Source organism: Geoalkalibacter ferrihydriticus DSM 17813 (assembly GCF_000820505.1).
Lineage (GTDB): Bacteria > Desulfobacterota > Desulfuromonadia > Desulfuromonadales > Geoalkalibacteraceae > Geoalkalibacter > Geoalkalibacter ferrihydriticus.
Genome location: NZ_JWJD01000001.1, coordinates 1,286,967 through 1,303,199, shown reverse-complemented (window position 1 = coordinate 1,303,199; position 16,233 = coordinate 1,286,967). Strand labels below are relative to the sequence as shown.

Genomic DNA, 16,233 nt, shown 5'->3' with positions numbered 1-16,233 from the left:
GCCGATACCTCCAAGAACCTCGTATTTTACGGGGCAGCAATTGGGAGAATATTAAATCCATGAAGAGTCTACCCTCAGTCTTGTTGCTTTTTCTGTTGGCTTCTCTATCGGCCTGCAGCTCCGTCTATTACGGAGCCATGGAAAAGGTGGGAATTCACAAACGCGACATCATGGTGGATCGCGTCAAGGTCGCGCGCGACACTCAGCAGGAAGCCAAGGAGCAATTTCTAACGGCCATGGAGCACTACAAGAGCGTGGTCAATTTTGAGGGCGGGGATCTGGAGCGGGCTTACAACCGGTTCAACGCCACCTTGCAAAAGAGCGAGGCCAAGGCGGCCGAAGTGCGCAGACGCATCAAGGCGGTCGAGGAGGTCTCAGGGGCACTGTTCAAGGAGTGGCGCGCCGAAATCCGACAGTACTCCAGCGAGGAGTTGCGCAGATCAAGTCAACGACAGTACGACCTGACCCGGCAGAGGTACACGGATCTGATGGCGGCCATGAAGCAGGCGGAGGCAAAATTGGAACCGGCGCTGGTGCCCCTGCGTGACCAGGTGCTGTTCATGAAGCACAATCTCAACGCGCAGGCCATCGCCGGGCTGAAAAATGAGGTGGTCGTCGTGCAGGCCAACGTCGACAGCCTGGTGCGCACCATCGAACAATCCGTCGCCCAGGCCGATGCGTTCATTGCATCCTGGGAGGCGGAGTGATAAGAAAACCGGCACCTTGCACAACCTAGGGGACAGCTCGCGCATTCCGTCCTTCGCACTCGGGGTGCCCCCCTTCGAGCATCCACCCGCACGCCTTTTTTCAGCCTGTCAGGTGGATGCTCTTTTTGCGAAATGGCTCTGAACTCCTTTCTCTTTTCGGCTTTCAGGAACGGGTGCGGCGAATCCCGTATCCCGCCGAGAGTTCCCCATCGCCGCGACGCTGGGCGAGGCGCAAGTCACCGCTGGCCTCTCCGGTCACGGCCACCAGCAGGGGTACGAACTGGCCACCGGCCAGACGCAGCGGAATTTCGATCTGACCCTGCAAGCCGACAATTTCGACGGCTTCCAGATTCTGATGTTTGATGAAATTCACCTTGACCGGGGTCGCGGGTCGGCCGCCGCAGGTGAAGATTCTCGACCCGGCCGCGGCTTCGATCACCGTATCGCAGGATCCGCATTCCACGCGCAGCTTGGTGCGCTGCTCAATGATCACCGCGCAACCCTTGCCGTCCTCGCCGGTGCGCACTGGAACCTGCTGCTCCTGAACCGCTTGTCGGATGCCCGCCGTGAATTGTTTCATGGCACGCGCATCGGCCAGGTGCAGGCGGATGGAGATTGCCCCGCGCAAAAGGGTGGCATCGACGATCAGGGTCGCCACACCGAAGACATTGCGGCTACCGGCGACCATACCGACAAAGAGGTCGGCATCGGCATCTGCGGCATCGACGATGCTGATGTTGCGCTGGGCAATGTTGTTGTTGCCCTGCACCGGCACCGACAAGCCGCCGATGGGATCGGGGCCGTCATGGGGTGAAGCCTCCACCAGCAGACAGGGGTGCCAGTGGACCGTGGCACCGCCGACCACCACTGTGGCCGGGGGAATCAGCGCCTGCGGCCAGGTAAACTTCACGATCTGGTCGGCACCCACCCCCAGATTGTCGATGCGCTCCTCGCCGATCAGGTAGGTGCCGGGAACCAGCGGGTTGGGAACCGGCGCGCCGACGTTGTTCGACGGCTGAAAATCGGCCGGATAGACAAATTCCAGCCCGGCCCAGTGCGTCAGCATGGCGCGCACATAGACCGTGGTTGCCGCCGCCGTGCCCCGGTTGCGCACCCGGCAGAACAGCGCGTTGTTTTGTCCGCGCCGGGCATTCTGATGGGGCGGGGGATCGCTCCAGGAAAGCGCCGGAATGGGCGTTGCGGCATCCTGGCGCACCCAGATGTCCGGGCTCGCCCACCAGCTTCCACCGGAAGGAACATCGCCAATGTCGGCGAGATTCTCGCGCACATAGACATCGGAAAGCGGCAGCCCCCCATCCAGGGCCAGCCCCACCGCCGTCTGCACATCGAGGCGCCCGGCGCCGTACCAGCGGCTGTAATCGATCTGTCCATTGCCGTCGAGATCCTGCCATTGGCCGATGGCGTTGGTCTGGGCAGCGTCGATGCGCGCGCAGGATTGGCGCAGAATGTCGCGCACCTGCACCCAGTTCAGGTTGGAACGCGCGGACAGGATGAGCGCCACGGCCCCCGCCACCGTCGGGGTGGAGTGGCTGGTGCCGCCGAAAGAGACGGCATAGTCGTTACAGGTGGCCGGCCCCGGGCAACCATCGACGTTGCCCGTGCCGACGCGCACCGCCGAGAGAATCGGATCGATGAGGTTGCCCGCGCCATTGTAGGCCGTATGCGAGGGCGAAACCAGATCAGGCTTGCGCAGGGCGGTGGCGCCGAAGGGACTGAACAGAGCCCGCCGGTCAACGGCGGTGGCAATGTTGTTGGTGTTGCCGTTGGGATCGGCGTGAAAGGAAACCGGTATTGGATTGGTGGGATTGACATTGATGCTTGAGCCGATGGCCAGGGTCTTCTGGTAGGTTGGCCATGCCCTGAAAAACGCCCCCGCGGCATTGGTGAAATCGAGGTAGCCGTTGTTCCCCAGGGAAAAAAGCAACACGCATCCTTTGCCGCCGCGGCCATAGGTGGTGAGAAAATCAAAGCAATCGCGGATGGTGTTGGAGAGAGCCAGACCATTGGCGCCCCAGGAACTCGAGATAACGTCTGCGGCACGTGCCGGCGGTGCGGCCGGAAATCCTGCGGCGGTGGACCCGTTGAGGAATCCGCCCACCCACAGATAGATATCGGCCATGAGCACCGTATTTGCAGAGCCGCCGATACGCGCGCCGATAAGATGGCAGTTGGGCGCGACGCCCGGAATGCCCCGATTATCATCGAAGGCGGCAGTCGCCGAGGCGGCACACTGGGTGCCGTGATCGCCCCCCAGGCCAGCCACTGTTTGCGCGGCGATAGGCGAAACCACAAAATTCATGGAAGTCACCAGTTTGCTGGTGCCATCGGTCAAGTTGGCCGTCAACTCCGGATGATTGGGCGCCACCCCGTGGGGGTCGATGACGCCGATAGTGATATCCGGTGAGCCGCCGCGCAGGGTGATGGCCACATTGTCCAACAGATCCCAGGCATCGTCGGCCCCGATCAGCGGCAAGTGCGGCACCTGCCCGTACAGCGGATCGTTCGGCGTGTACTGATCCAGTTCGAGGGCAAAAGTCAGATTGGGTTCGGCATAGATGACCCGACCACTGTGCGCCAGGGCATCGGCCGCCTTGAGCAGATCGTAGGAGGGAAATCCCTCGCGCGCGAGCACGAAAGCATTGCCGGCATGCCTGAGTTCACGCAGGATTCTCAGGCCCACACCTGCGGCCAGGCGATCTGCCTCCTGCCGTCTGACATCATCCCGAAAACGTACAATGAGCTCATTGGTCAAACCAAAGGCCGGACGCTCCCCGTGTGCGATGGGGCGCGAAATCTCGACATTGAGTTTGCCGGCGCTCAGCTCCTTGGCCAAGGCCTGAACCCCTTCCACATCGCCTTCGACATGTACGAAAAGATCCTCGGGCGAACTCGCGGCCTGTGTCGAGACAGCCCGCCACTTGAGCTTCTGTCCGCGAGCCAGCTTGGCGAAGACATCGGCCGCATTCTTGCCCCAGACGCGCAGCAACAACGCATCCTCCACCGGCGCGAAGGCAAGCCGATCAAGCCCGTAACTGTAAGAAAGCTGTCCCGGTTGGCGCAACCCGATGACCACCTGGGTCAGCTCATCGCGCAATTCGACGACGTGCGTCTCGGATTCGAAGCCCTGCGCCCCAACCTCAAGGATCACCCGCGCGCCGGGCATGCCGCGCCCGACCCAATGATCCTCTTCGAACTCCAACTTGATGTCTCTCTGGTCGCCGGCGAGGGCACGCACGCTTGCGCCTCGGAGCATCTGGAAATTTGCGTCAACGATTCTTATCCAGAAGGTGTTCATGGCTTGTCTCCTTTAGGTTTAAACAAGGGCTTTTTAAAAATAACTCTCCACCACCTGCTTTCCCTGCCACCTCCCTTTCCCGGCTGGAGGCCAGGCAAATGACAACGCTCTCGATGCCATTTGTTAATTAACAATTCACCCTTCAAGATAACTATGCCGCAGAGTACAAACTTGTCAATTTACAAAATCAAAAACCCACAAAAACACCTTAAAGCCCTTAAAAACCGACACAAAACATCAAGCACCGACTCCAAAGTGCGCGTTCAAATCTTTGATAGCCGGAACAACAAGAACCTTAATACAGAATGGCTGACATGCTTTTTATTAGGGAATGAATCGGTGAGATCAAAGAAGGAGTGGTCGGTCGTTATTTAGGAAAAATAATCGATCCTGTTCTGATTTGGGGAGAATCAGGTCGCCGCCGACCTATTTCTTGACCCGAAAACCAGATTTCTCCAGGGCTGCCGCGAGATCCGTATTGACGTTGACCGGCGGCTCTTTCTTCTTTCTTTCCCCCGTGCCCTGCGGCTTGCGGCCCTGGGTCTCTTTTTTACCCGCCTGGACCTCGCCGCTGCGCATGGTCAGAGCAATGCGCTTGCGCTGCGCATCGACTTCCAGGACCCGCACCTGTACCTGCTGCCCGACCTTGACCACTTCGTTGGGATCTTTGACGAAACGATCCGCCAACTGGCTGATGTGCACCAAGCCATCCTGGTGGACGCCGATGTCGACGAAAGCGCCAAAGGCGGCGACATTGGTCACGATGCCGTTTAGGCTCATCCCCTCCTTCAAATCGGCGATTTCCGTAACGTCCTCGCGAAAGCTGGTGGCGGCAAAACTCTCGCGTGGATCGCGTCCCGGCTTTTGCAGTTCGGCGAGGATATCGCGCAGGGTCGGCAGGCCGACATCCCCCGCCACATAGCGCTTGAGGTCAATCTGTTCCAGCAGCTGCGGCTGGGCGATAAGGGCCGGTACTTTCACACCGGCATCGCCGGCCATGCGCTCCACCAGGGCGTAGCGCTCCGGGTGCACGGCGGTATTGTCGAGGGGCTGGGCGCCGTTGCGGATGCGCAGAAATCCGGCCGCCTGCTCGAAAGCCTTTTTCCCAAAGCGCGGCACCTTGAGCAATTGCTTGCGCGCGTTGAAAGCGCCCTGCTCGTCGCGATACTGAACAATGGTTTTGGCAAGTGCGGGGCCGATGCCCGAGACAAAACCAAGCAGCGCCCAACTGGCGGTGTTGAGATCGACGCCGACATAGTTGACGCAGGATTCCACCACCTGATCGAGGGCTTTTTTCAGGGCAGTCTGGCTGACATCATGCTGATACTGGCCGACGCCGATGCTCTTGGGATCGACTTTGACCAGCTCGGCCAGGGGATCCTGAAGGCGCCGGGCAATGGAGATCGCGCCGCGCACGGTCAGATCCAGCTCGGGGAACTCCTCGCGGGCGAGGTCGGAGGCGGAGTAGACGCTGGCGCCCGCCTCGCTGACCATCACCACCGGCAATTTCGCGCCGCTCTCCTTGAAGCACTGGCGGACGAACTGCTCCATCTCGCGACCGGCGGTGCCGTTGCCGATAGCCACCATCTCGATGCGCTGCTGTTCCACCAGACGCAGCAGCTCCTGCCGGGCCGCATCCACCCGCCCACCACCGGTGTGGGGATAGATGGTGACATGCGCGAGAAAGCGGCCGGTCTCATCCACCGCCGCCAGCTTGGAGCCGGTGCGCAAACCCGGGTCGACACCGAGCACCCGGCGGCTGCCTGCCGGCGCCGCAAGCAGCAAATTGCGCAGGTTTTCAGCAAAAACGCGGATTGCTTCCTCATCGGCGGCGTCCTTGGCCTGCTGGCGCAGTTCCACCTCGATGGACGGCGCGATCAGGCGCCCATAGGCATCGGCTACAACCTCCCCGAGCCAGTCGCGGCAGGGACTCGCCTTGGGCAGCAGCAACTGGGCCAGTCGGCTTAAAATCTCCTCTTCGGGCGCCTCGATGTGCAGGCGCAGGATCTCTTCCTTCTCGCCGCGACGCATGGCCAGCATGCGGTGCGAGGGGATCACTTTCAGCGCCTCGCTGAAATCGTAGTACATCTCGTATTTGCTGACCGTGCCTGCCTTGCCACGCTGTGCCTGGGAGCGAAACAGCCCCTGCTCCCAGGTCAGCCGGCGCACCAAAGCGCGGGCTTCGGCCGTATCGGCAAAGCGTTCGGCAAGAATAAAACCGGCACCCTGCAAGGCCGCCGCGACATCGGCGACACCCTGCTCAGGGTTGACATAGGCTACCGCCAGGGCGGGCAGATCGAGGCCCACACCCGTCGCCTGGAAGATCGCGTCGGCCAGAGGCTCCAGTCCCTGCTCCCTGGCCATCGTCGCCTTGGTACGGCGTTTAGGCTTGTAGGGTAGATAGAGATCTTCCAGCTCGGTCTTCTGCCGGCAGGCGAGGATGCGCGCTTGCAGCTCCGGCGTCAGTTTGCCTTGTTCTTCGATGGTCTTGAGCACCGTGCGGCGGCGCTCGTCGAGTTCCTTGAGATAGGCCAGGCGCTCTTCCACCAGGCGGATCTGCACCTCGTCGAGTTCACCGGTGGCCTCCTTGCGGTAACGGGCGATAAAGGGCACCGTGGCCCCGCCTTCGAGCAGGGCGACGGTTTGTTCAATCTGAGAGCGCTGCAAGCCGGTGTCCAGATGCAGCAGGGCGATGAGATCCGGCACGGATGACTGTTTCATGGAAATTCTTATGACCTGGAAAAGGGGGGATAGAAGCGTTGAGAGGCAAAAAAACCGTGGGCGAAACTTGAGGCAAGCATAGCGGCAATGAGGATTGTCGACAATAGGCTTTTTGCCCCCTCTGCCCCGAGCTCCCACTTAAATCGCTGATCGCACCCCGGGCCTGAAGAAACTCTGAGTCCCACAGCCTCCTGGACACCAGGGATAAGGCCCTTGTATGATAAGTATTTATTCGAATCGGGATTTTTGTCTGTCCGTGGAGAGATCGCATGAAACTGAGCCTCAGCGTCAAATTGGTTGCCGGATGCAGCCTGATTCTGCTGGTCGCCCTCAGCCTGACGTTCTATGTCATCAACGAGCGTCAGGAACGCCTGATCATCCGCCAGGCGGAGAATGAGGCGCGCGCCGTTTTCCAGCAGATCGTCATCATGCGCCGCTGGATTGCCGATCACGGCGGTGTGTTCGTTGAAAGACTGCCTTGGGCGCAGACCAATCCCTACCTCAGCAATCCGGAAATCGTCGACAGTCAGAGCCGCCATTATTCCCGCAAAACCCCCGCCATGGTGACCAAGGAACTCGCAGACTATGCCCGGGACGAAGGACTGTACTGGTTTCACATCACCAGCCTCAAACTGACCAACCCCGAAAACCTTCCCGACGCCTTTGAGCGCGATGCGCTTCTGCAATTCGAAGAACAAGCCCTCCCCGAAATCATCGCCATGGAGACTCTGGAGGGGAGCACCTTTTTGCGCTACGTCTCCCCCCTGTATGTGGAAGAAGCCTGCCTGGCCTGCCACGGCGAGCAAGGCTATGAAGTCGGTGACATTCGCGGCGCCATAAGCGTCACCCTACCCCTGAGCAAAGTCTTTGCCGAAGCCGCCGCCAACAAGCGCACCCTGTTCGTCGCCATGCTCCTGGTGGTAGCCACTCTGAGCGCAGCAATGACCTATTTGCTGCGCCGTCAGGTGCTCAGCCCCATGAACCGGCTGTCCACCTCCATGCAGGGCTTTTCCGAGAGCCGCGAACCAGGCGGTCCGATCCTGCGCACCGGCGATGAATTCGAGGATCTCTCGCGTTCCTTTGAATCCATGGCCGACCGCCTCAATCAATACCACGAGGGGCTGGAGGGAAAAATCCGCGCCGCCACCGAGGAACTGGCTGCCGCAAACCGGCAGTTGAGCCTGGCCAGCGAGCGCAAATCCGATTTTCTCATGCGCGCCGCCCATGAGCTGCGCACTCCCTTGACCTCCATCAACGGTGCCATGGAGTATGTGACCGCCAAGCTGGGCGGCTCCGGACCGCCCCTTGACGCCGAAGGGGAGGAATTGCTGGATTTTTGTCACATCATTCAGAAAAACACCCACCGCTTGATCCGCATGGTTAGAACCATGCTCGACATCGAACGCATCGAAATGGGTGCGGAGAGTTCGCTGCAACGCTCATCGGTGGATCTGACCCAGGTTATCCAGGAGAGCGTCACGGGCTTTACGTTTGAAGCCGCCTTAAGCCGGGTGCAGCTCTGTGCCCTGCCCGCGCAATTGCCGAAAATCCAGGCCGACGAGGACCGCATTCGCCAGGTGCTCATCAATCTGCTCGCCAACGCCGTCAAGTTCTCTCCTGAAGATTCCACCATCGAGGTGTGCGCCGCCCTGCGGGAGCGCTTTATCCACGTCGAAGTCTGTGATGAAGGACCGGGAATCGCTGCGCAGGACCGGGACAGAATCTTTGAAAAGTTCTATCGCGCCGGAGGCAAGGAAGGCTGCGGCCTGGGCCTGGCCATTTGCCGCGCCATCATCAAGGCCCACGGCGGCGAAATCGGCGCCACCGACGGCAAAAACGGCAAAGGCGCCTGCGTGTACTTCACGTTGCCGGTGTAATTTCCAGCAATCCATACAGCCGTCGCCTCCGGTCGTGCTCTAGTGCGCAGCGGTTTCTAAAACCTGAGGAAAGTTAATAATGAGCGAACCGACGAAACTTCTCGCCATTGACGATGATCCGGACATCCTCCGGGTGCTCAAGGCCAACCTCGGCCTGCACGGCTTTTCCATCCTCACCGCAGAAACCCTCATGGGAGCGCGGCGAATCCTGGAGTTGCAGCGCCCGGCCCTGGTGCTGCTCGACCTGATGCTGCCCGACGGCGACGGGCTTGATTTTTGTCGCGAGATCAAGGAGCGCCACCCCCTGCTGCCGGTGATCATGCTGACCGCCAAGGATCAGGTCGACGACAAGGTCACGGGACTGGAGATCGGCGCCGACGACTATATGGTCAAACCCTTTGAAACCAGCGAATTGCTGGCGCGCATTCGCGCCCGACTGCGCCAGCCACCCCCCGTGCCGCCGTCTGAGGTCGTGGTCGCGGGAGATCTTGAAATCGACCTGCCCAATCACCAGGTCAGACTGCGCGGTGAGGAGGTTTCTCTCACGCCGAAGGAATTTCAGTTGCTGAGTTGTCTGGTGGCTAAACGCAACCAGTTGGTGACGCGCGAAGAGATCAGGCGTTGGCTGTGGAAGGATTCGCGCCTCTATTCCTGGAGCCGGGTGATCGATGTACACACCCAGCATCTGCGCCAGAAGATCGAGGACAATGCCGCCGAGCCGCGCTACATCGTCACGGTAATGGGGCAGGGTTATCGCTTCGAAGGGTAGTATTTTCACGGCCACCAATGCAAAAGCCCACGCCGATCCTTTGAGAACCGGCATGGGCCTTTTCTTTGGTGCCGACGACCAGACTAAATTTTCAGACGTACGCCCGGTTGCCGCAGATCCCTGAGCTTGATGACGTGGCCTGCCTCATGGCAGCCCATGCAGGCTTCGGTGTGTTTGCGATACTCGTCATGGCGCTCTTTGAAAAAGGGCATCAACGCCAGCCGCTCTTCTTCAAAGTGGCAGGCGATGCAGTTGTCATTAATTTTGTCTTTGTAGCTCGGCAGATTGTCGCGGTGCGGGTCCACCTGATCCGTGAGGGTCAGAAAGACCTTGCGCATCCCGGCGGTCTTGTCCCGCACCATCCCCTTGGTATGGCAGGCAATGCAGCCGACTTCGGGATGCTTGCCGTAATCCCAGGAGACCTTCTCGTAGGCATGGCAGGTCACGCAGAAGCTGTCCTTGGACGTCTGCCGGGCCATGCCCAAGGCGGCGACCACCAGGATAACGACCAGCGCCGTGCCCCCGATCAACCATAGCTTGGTACTAAGTTTTTCCATAATCGCTCCCTTTGAGGGGGATCACAAAACGCCTCCCCCGCTTGGTCTCAATCCATTTCCAGAAGGTCCGCACCTCTCAGCGCACCCGCCCGTAACCGTCCCAAATCAGTTCGGCTTCGGGAAGTTTCGGCAGGTACTGCAGCCAGAAGTGGCTGTCGAGATGCTCCTGGCTCTGCTGCAGCTTGCGGCTGTGCTCCATGATGGGGGGCACCAAATCCTGGATGGGCTTATCGAGGCTGGCGGCGATGGCGTAATTGGTTGAACGGGTCGCCAGGCGCACCGCCTCGTCGCTGTACTGTTGGGAAAGAGCCAAGGTTTCCAGCGCCTTGGTCGGATTATGGAAGCCCGCGCTGTTTTCCGCCGAGACATAATCCCAGAACCACTGTCCCTTGCGCACCATTTCGCGCGCCTCAGCCAGCACATCCTTGTCGACCCCTTCGAATTCCATGGCCTGACGCACCGCCTCGTGGGCACGCACCGATTTTTCCTGAGCGACCATCAGCTGGTTCCAGGTTTTTTCCTGATGGTAGACGACGCGGCTCTTAAGAAATTCCGGTGACTTATCGCCATGGCAGCCCATGCAGGACGAGCGGATCATCTCATCGCTCTTCAGCGGCGAAGTCCAGTGGTGCGAAGAAATCGTCGCTGGGCCGACCTTGACGCGCGGCATGTGGCAATCGGCGCAGGACACGCCGGCAGCGCCGTGCACGCTGTCATGGTACATTTCATATTCGGGATGCTGGGTTTTGATCATGGGGGTCTTGGAAACGGCATGCGTCCAGTCGACAAACTGACCCTTGAAGCCGTCGCGCTCTGGGTCGCCGGCGGCGAAGAACGCGTAAATATCGTCCGGGTTCATGCCCTTGTCCCAGGGAAAATGGGGTTTTGCGGCCACACCGTAATCCTTGGTCTCGAAGTAGTACTCGACATGACACTGGGCGCAGACCAGAGAGCGCATCTCCTGGCGTGAAGCTTCGCGCCAGTCCTTACCTTGACGCTTGAGGGCTTCATCCAGAGGTACGCTGGTGATGGCCAGTCGCATGGCCTGATCCGGATCGTGACAGTTGGTGCAGCCGATGGAGTGCATCTTGCCGTCATGAACCTCGCGGTACTGGTGAAATTCGGAGGCCCAGAAATCGTCTCCATGCTTTTCGAGGAGATCGGGAATCGTATTGGTTTTGCAGTTCAGGCAGGTGGCCGGCAGCCCGGCCTGCTCGCTGTAGCGGTTGATGCGGTCGATTTTGAAGACATCGTCCAGCGCGTAGGTATGGCCGCGGGCGCGATCATATTCATAGCTAAAGGGGTAGCCGAGCCAGAGATTCTTCAGATAGGGCTGGGCGTGCTTGTAACCCTTGGGCAGGGGGTTGACCCCGTCGTGTTTGCGGTGCGGTACCGACCCGCCGTACTCGGTCATTTGCGAATCATCGTTGTTCTTCAGATAGGTCTGATACTGGGGCAGATTCTTGAAACGCAGATTTCCCTCGCCCAAGTCGAGATCGGCGGCCTGGAGCAGGCTCAAAGAGCCCGACGACAGCAGCAGTGCTACGCTCAGAGCAATGAATTTTTTCATGGTTTCCTCTTCTCTCCGGTTGAGTCATCGTGAGGGTGACAGAAACTAAACCTTGGGCCGACACCTGCCGCGAATTGATTCATCACCTCCTTGCCTGCAGAAATGCGTCGGCGGTCCGCGGATGGAATACCTTGTCTGTCTTTTACCCCGGATCGATGTAAAGGTGATGTAAATGTGACCAGATGGACGCGTTACTTGGGCGGGATTTGTCGGGTAAATTCAGGGAGAAAGGTGGGGATATATCGGTGCAGCCTACGATGGATGCACAACAATTACTCGAAGCGAATTCCGAGCTCTTCGAGTTGCCGCTCGACGGTGCCGGCCCAGTCGCGATTGGCGGCTGGACTGGCCGGGCTGGGATGCAGGATGCGGCCGATACGCAGGTCCTGTCCGGACAGGGCCTCACGGGCACGCTCCTCGGCATATTGCCCTATGCCGACAAGGGTTTTTGCCCCCAGCACCGCAACCATGCGCCGCAGCGCCTCATCGCAGATTTCCATGATTTTTTTGCGTTCCGCAAGCGGCAGTTGCACGGGTGTGCGGTTGCGTCCCGACTGCTCAAGAAACAGCAGCGGACAGTAGTTGAGTACAAAAAAACGTGAGAAAAATCTCTCCGGCGTATTCGTTTTCTCCCGGAAAAGCCCCCACAGCCGCCGCCCGCTGACTTCGCTGCGCCGACACGCCAGGCCCGTCACCGGCTTTGCGGGATTTTCCTGCGCCGGACGCGCGACAAGCTCATCGATTTGGAGCCAATCGCGCACAACGGCGACCTCGCCGAAAGGAATCCCGGTCTGCGCCATTCCCCAGGGCCCGGGATTCATCCCGAGAAAAACGATCTCTTTGGGTCCCTGCCCATAGCGTTGCAGATAGGCTTCGTGGCACTTCCAGGCATAATCCAGGGGATTATAGACATGGCTGACCGGCTCCTTGAAACTCAATTGATCCAGATCCGCTGCAAGACGGCGGGTTATTTCTATCAACGTCATGGACTCTTCCTTTGTAACGACTTCAGCTGCAATGCCCCTTCGCGCCGCAGGCCGTGACGGTTGAGTGCCGCGGGCGAGTTTTCACCGCAAGCGATTCTGCCGAGACCAGCGGGGCAGGCGGAACAGTGATCCCCATTTTTTCATCACCTCGCCAAAAGTCTGGCAGGATCGTTCCAGGAATGCAACCACAGGGGGCGAACTGCCATTTTTCACAAAGACCTTGGTGCAAAATCCATCTTGAGGCCCTTGATCTGAATCGTTGCGACAGAATTTTTTTCAACGAGGCTATATTTCCCCGTCGGTCATGATAGGCTTTTTTGCAGAAAAAAACGTCTTCCCAGGAGTTTCCACCGATGGAAGAGAAAGCAAAGGTTTTCGTCGCCGGGGCAACGGGCTTTATCGGCCGGCGCCTGGTCCCTGCGTTGCTGGAGCGGGGCTTTCCCGTGCGATGTCTGTCGCGCCGCATGACGCGCGCGCTTCCCGAGGGCACCGAGATCCTGAAAGGGGATCTCCTGCAAGCGCAGACGCTGGATGGGGTTTTGGCCGATGTGGACACAGCATACTACCTGGTGCATTCCATGGGCGAAAAAGGCCGTTTTGCCGAAAAAGAGCGCATTTCGGCTCAAAACTTCGCTGCGGCAGCGCAGCAAGCCGGAGTTCGCCGGGTGATTTATCTCTCCGGCCTGGGCGAGGGCGAAGAAACCTTGTCTGCGCATCTGTCCAGTCGCAGCAAGGTCGCCGACATTTTGCAAGCCGCACCTTTCAAGACGACGACACTGCGCTCAGGCGTGATCCTCGGCGAGGGAGGCACCTCTTATGAGATCATTCGTTTTCTGGTCCGCACCTCAATCGTACTTCCCACAAAAGACTGGCTTCACGCCCGCTGCCAACCCCTTGCCGTGGACGATGCCATCCACTATCTGGTCGGCTGCCTGGAAAACGAGCAAACGGCCGGCCGAACATTTGATATCGGCGGCCCCGAAATCATGACCTATTACGATCTCATGGAAACCTTCGCCGACGAAATGAAAATTCCCCACCTCAACGCGCCGGTACCCTTTTTCATGCCGAAAGTTCTGGCCGGATGGATTGCCATGATGACGCCGGTGAATGCCGGTGTGGCCCGGGCTTTGCTCGAAGGAGTCCACCTCGACGTCCTATGCCGGGATGACAGTATCCGCGAGTTGCTCCCCTTTGAATTAACGCCCTGCCGGGAAGCGATCCGCAAGGCGCTGGCCGAGCGGGCCGCGCGCCTTAAAGCAGGCCGGAGCTTTTCAGAGGCATAGCTACGCCCTCCCCCGCTGCGCAAAAAACCGCGCAGCGATCTCGGTATGCATGGAAAATCCCAGTTCCGTCGGTCCCTTGATGAGCTGCACCTCCTGGGTTTCACTGGAGGAAAAAGGTTTCAGACAGTCGGCCCGTCTGGGCGCCGCCAGGCCGAAGACGACAAGTGTACCGTCGAGCCCGTTCATCACGTCGTAGAGCCGCAACTCGTCGCTTGATACTGCGATGCCCGTCTCCTCCAGCGCTTCGCGGCTGCCCGCCTGTTGCCAGGTTTCACCGAAATCAATGTAGCCTCCCGGCAGAGTCAGGGTGCCCTTGCGCGGCTCAGTGTTGCGACGGATGACTACCAGCCCGGCTCCGACAGGCAGGAGCACCACTGCCACGGGCAAGGGGTTGAGATAGCTGGTATTGCCGCAGTTGCGGCAATGACGCGGCCAGGGCTGGGCGTCGGCATAGGGAGCGCCGCAATAGGAGCAATGCGCGTTTAGTTCATGCATAGCTCAACCTTTCACAATAAAAAACCTAACTATCCAGATGAAAACGCCCTATTGCACCGCAGGCAGAGTGCTTGCCGCAAGCGGTACCGCCGCTGCCTGCGGTTAAGGCTGTACGGTTATAAAAAATCAATCTTCCAATCAATGCAAAACATCGGTTTAGAACAATGTAGACATTCGCCATGATGGGGAAAAACGCAACACACATTTTTTCATCCCCCCCTGCAACAGGCTCCTTGGCTGTCCCATTTCTCTACACCCTCATGCGTAAACCCAAAACACCTGGAAGCGGCTAAGGGCTAAGCCCGTTATATACCAACGTTTTACTCATTGGCATCTGCGTTGCAATAACCATGGCAACGCAACGATGCCAAGTGCATTGATCAAAAAACCGCTGAAAAGGAGATTAGCATGGAAGTCGACAAGCAGAACACTGAGGTATGCAACGAAGAGCCGGAAATTCTTGAAGAGATCCAGGTGGAAGAACTGGCCATCGACGGCATCTGCGGAGTGTACTGAGATGGCGGCGGCAGGCATCACACTGCACCCCGCCTGCCGCGTGAGGCAAGAAGGGTTCGGCCTCCTGTTTTACGACAGCAGGGGGCCGCGCCTTCTCTTCGCCGCAACCGGCAGCCTTGTCCCCGCCGATTTTTTCAGCGAGACCCGCACCGGAGACGATCTGCCGACGGGACTCTCGAGCGGGCAGCAACATGCTGTGCGCAAGCTTGTGGCGCAACTTCTCGACAAAGGATTTCTCCGTGAGCAACAGATTTGTTGAAATGGGGCTGCGTGCCCCGGTCAATCTGACCTGGGAAGTAACTTATGCGTGCAACCTGCGTTGCACCCACTGCCTGTCCGCTTCGGGCGATCCGGCGGCGGACGAACTCACCACCGCCGAGGCCCTCGATCTGGTGGAACAGATGTACAGCACCGGCGTCTTTCAGATCAATTTCGGCGGCGGAGAGCCCTTCATGCGCCCCGACTTCGAAGAGATTCTCGCCGCCTGCCATGCGCGCGGCATCATGACCTGCATTTCCACCAACGGCACCCTGCTCGACGCAGCGCTGATCGAGCGTCTCTCGCGCACCCGCCTGGTGGCTATCCAGGTGAGTCTCGACGGCGCCGAACAGGTCACCTGCGAAGCGATTCGCGGAAAAGGCACTTACGATGACGCCATCAGAGCGTTGCGCCTGCTCGCCAGGAGCCCCATCCCCACCAGTATCAATACGGTACTTACCCGGCAGAATGCGAGCGAAATCCCCGCCATGTACGATCTGGCCGACGAGTTGGGCGTGACCCTGCGGGTGAGCCGTTTTCGCCCCTCGGGGCGCGGCAGCGACAACTGGGAAACCTTGCGTCCCACCCCCCAGCAGCTACTGGATTTTTCCACATGGCTGGAGAGCCGCGGTGATGTGCGTACCGGCGACAGCTTTTTCTCCCTCACCGCGCAGGAGCGCCAGGGCCTGGGACTCAACCTGTGCGGAGCGGCCAAGCTGACCTGCTGCGTCGGCCCCACGGGCAACGTTTACCCCTGCGCCTTTATGCAGCTCGAGCAGTTCACCGCCGGATCCCTGCGGGAGAGCGATTTTCAGACCATTTGGGATAACTCGGCGATTTTTGCGTCTCTGCGCGGGCTGCGTATTCATTCCTGCGAGGATTGCAAGCGATTCGACCAGTGTCACGGTGGCTGTCCGGCAGTGGCGTATCATCTCAAAAACGACATTCAAGGGGGCGATCCCGAGTGTCTGGAGCGCTGCGTGACCTCGATTGCCGATGAACGGAAAACGGCGGCGGCCTGATAAACCTGATGTCACCGCCCGTTCGCTGCGCTCACTGGAGATCGCGGAGAATACCGTGAAGTTCGGAGAAATAATAAAGCCCTTCCTGATTTTTCTCAGCGATCTCAGCGCCCTCTGCGGTGCAAGGAATCTTTCATAACCAGGAGCCTACAC

13 protein-coding genes are annotated in these 16,233 nt (G+C 59.4%); 7 read left to right on the top strand and 6 right to left on the bottom strand.

Annotated features, from left to right (window positions below; translation table 11 throughout):
- The first annotated feature begins 59 nt into the window (after nucleotides 1-59).
- Nucleotides 60-707 (top strand): DUF2959 domain-containing protein, encoded by a 648-nt coding sequence (locus GFER_RS05840; protein WP_040096897.1) that lies wholly within the window; start codon nucleotides 60-62, stop codon nucleotides 705-707.
- A gap of 163 nt (nucleotides 708-870) precedes the next feature.
- On the opposite strand, the gene GFER_RS05835 is transcribed toward GFER_RS05840, so the two are convergent.
- Nucleotides 871-4,023, bottom strand: coding sequence for a S8 family serine peptidase (locus GFER_RS05835; RefSeq protein WP_040096894.1), 3,153 nt, complete (start codon nucleotides 4,021-4,023; stop codon nucleotides 871-873).
- A 426-nt stretch (nucleotides 4,024-4,449) separates the two neighbouring features.
- Entirely contained in the window at nucleotides 4,450-6,750 is a 2,301-nt protein-coding gene (locus tag GFER_RS05830) for a Tex family protein (RefSeq protein ID WP_040097543.1), read from the bottom strand.
- A 263-nt stretch (nucleotides 6,751-7,013) separates the two neighbouring features.
- Here GFER_RS05830 and GFER_RS05825 point away from each other — a divergent pair, with 263 nt between their 5' ends.
- Nucleotides 7,014-8,621, top strand: a complete 1,608-nt coding sequence (locus tag GFER_RS05825; RefSeq protein ID WP_040096892.1) for a sensor histidine kinase — start codon at nucleotides 7,014-7,016, stop codon at nucleotides 8,619-8,621.
- A gap of 79 nt (nucleotides 8,622-8,700) precedes the next feature.
- Nucleotides 8,701-9,390 (top strand): response regulator transcription factor, encoded by a 690-nt coding sequence (locus tag GFER_RS05820; RefSeq protein WP_040096889.1) that lies wholly within the window; start codon nucleotides 8,701-8,703, stop codon nucleotides 9,388-9,390.
- 83 nt (nucleotides 9,391-9,473) lie between these two features.
- On the opposite strand, the gene GFER_RS17545 is transcribed toward GFER_RS05820, so the two are convergent.
- The 3 genes from GFER_RS17545 to GFER_RS05805 all read right to left on the bottom strand — a co-directional run bounded on the left by GFER_RS17545 (nucleotide 9,474) and on the right by GFER_RS05805 (nucleotide 12,503).
- On the bottom strand, nucleotides 9,474-9,947 hold the full coding sequence (locus GFER_RS17545; RefSeq protein ID WP_052445998.1) for a multiheme c-type cytochrome: 474 nt from the start codon (nucleotides 9,945-9,947) through the stop codon (nucleotides 9,474-9,476).
- Nucleotides 9,948-10,023: 76 nt separating this feature from the next.
- Nucleotides 10,024-11,517, bottom strand: a complete 1,494-nt coding sequence (locus GFER_RS05810; protein ID WP_040096887.1) for an ammonia-forming cytochrome c nitrite reductase subunit c552 — start codon at nucleotides 11,515-11,517, stop codon at nucleotides 10,024-10,026.
- Between the two features lie 272 nt (nucleotides 11,518-11,789).
- Nucleotides 11,790-12,503 carry a uracil-DNA glycosylase family protein gene (locus GFER_RS05805; RefSeq protein ID WP_040096885.1) on the bottom strand — a complete coding sequence of 238 codons (714 nt, stop codon included), beginning with the start codon at nucleotides 12,501-12,503 and terminating at the stop codon, nucleotides 11,790-11,792.
- A gap of 353 nt (nucleotides 12,504-12,856) precedes the next feature.
- Here GFER_RS05805 and GFER_RS05800 point away from each other — a divergent pair, with 353 nt between their 5' ends.
- Nucleotides 12,857-13,789, top strand: a complete 933-nt coding sequence (locus GFER_RS05800; RefSeq protein WP_040096884.1) for an NAD(P)H-binding protein — start codon at nucleotides 12,857-12,859, stop codon at nucleotides 13,787-13,789.
- Here the strand turns inward: GFER_RS05800 and GFER_RS05795 are convergent, their stop codons facing one another.
- Nucleotides 13,790-14,284: an NUDIX domain-containing protein gene (locus tag GFER_RS05795; RefSeq protein WP_040096882.1), complete on the bottom strand. Its 495-nt coding sequence runs from the start codon at nucleotides 14,282-14,284 to the stop codon at nucleotides 13,790-13,792.
- A gap of 408 nt (nucleotides 14,285-14,692) precedes the next feature.
- Here GFER_RS05795 and mftA point away from each other — a divergent pair, with 408 nt between their 5' ends.
- From mftA to mftC, 3 genes are read left to right on the top strand one after another with little or no spacing between them, the layout of a single operon-like run.
- Nucleotides 14,693-14,800, top strand: coding sequence for a variant-type mycofactocin precursor (gene mftA / locus GFER_RS18145; RefSeq protein ID WP_074669601.1), 108 nt, complete (start codon nucleotides 14,693-14,695; stop codon nucleotides 14,798-14,800).
- A gap of 1 nt (nucleotide 14,801) precedes the next feature.
- Nucleotides 14,802-15,059 (top strand): mycofactocin biosynthesis chaperone MftB, encoded by a 258-nt coding sequence (gene mftB, locus GFER_RS05790; protein WP_040096881.1) that lies wholly within the window; start codon nucleotides 14,802-14,804, stop codon nucleotides 15,057-15,059.
- Complete coding sequence (mftC, locus tag GFER_RS05785; RefSeq protein WP_040096879.1) at nucleotides 15,040-16,080, top strand: mycofactocin radical SAM maturase; 1,041 nt, start codon at nucleotides 15,040-15,042, stop codon at nucleotides 16,078-16,080. The genes mftB and mftC overlap by 20 nt, the downstream gene beginning before the upstream one ends.
- Nucleotides 16,081-16,233 lie beyond the last annotated feature (153 nt).

Excerpts from the sequence above, each read along its gene's own strand:
- GFER_RS05835 (WP_040096894.1), bottom strand. The coding sequence starts at position 4,023 with ATGAACACCTTCTGGATAAGAATCGTTGACGCAAATTTCCAGATGCTC.
- GFER_RS05840 (WP_040096897.1), top strand. The coding sequence starts at position 60 with ATGAAGAGTCTACCCTCAGTCTTGTTGCTTTTTCTGTTGGCTTCTCTA.
- GFER_RS05795 (WP_040096882.1), bottom strand. The coding sequence starts at position 14,284 with ATGCATGAACTAAACGCGCATTGCTCCTATTGCGGCGCTCCCTATGCC.
- GFER_RS05825 (WP_040096892.1), top strand. The coding sequence starts at position 7,014 with ATGAAACTGAGCCTCAGCGTCAAATTGGTTGCCGGATGCAGCCTGATT.
- GFER_RS05810 (WP_040096887.1), bottom strand. The coding sequence starts at position 11,517 with ATGAAAAAATTCATTGCTCTGAGCGTAGCACTGCTGCTGTCGTCGGGC.
- GFER_RS05805 (WP_040096885.1), bottom strand. The coding sequence starts at position 12,503 with ATGACGTTGATAGAAATAACCCGCCGTCTTGCAGCGGATCTGGATCAA.
- GFER_RS05800 (WP_040096884.1), top strand. The coding sequence starts at position 12,857 with ATGGAAGAGAAAGCAAAGGTTTTCGTCGCCGGGGCAACGGGCTTTATC.
- mftA (WP_074669601.1), top strand. The coding sequence starts at position 14,693 with ATGGAAGTCGACAAGCAGAACACTGAGGTATGCAACGAAGAGCCGGAA.
- mftB (WP_040096881.1), top strand. The coding sequence starts at position 14,802 with ATGGCGGCGGCAGGCATCACACTGCACCCCGCCTGCCGCGTGAGGCAA.
- GFER_RS17545 (WP_052445998.1), bottom strand. The coding sequence starts at position 9,947 with ATGGAAAAACTTAGTACCAAGCTATGGTTGATCGGGGGCACGGCGCTG.
- GFER_RS05820 (WP_040096889.1), top strand. The coding sequence starts at position 8,701 with ATGAGCGAACCGACGAAACTTCTCGCCATTGACGATGATCCGGACATC.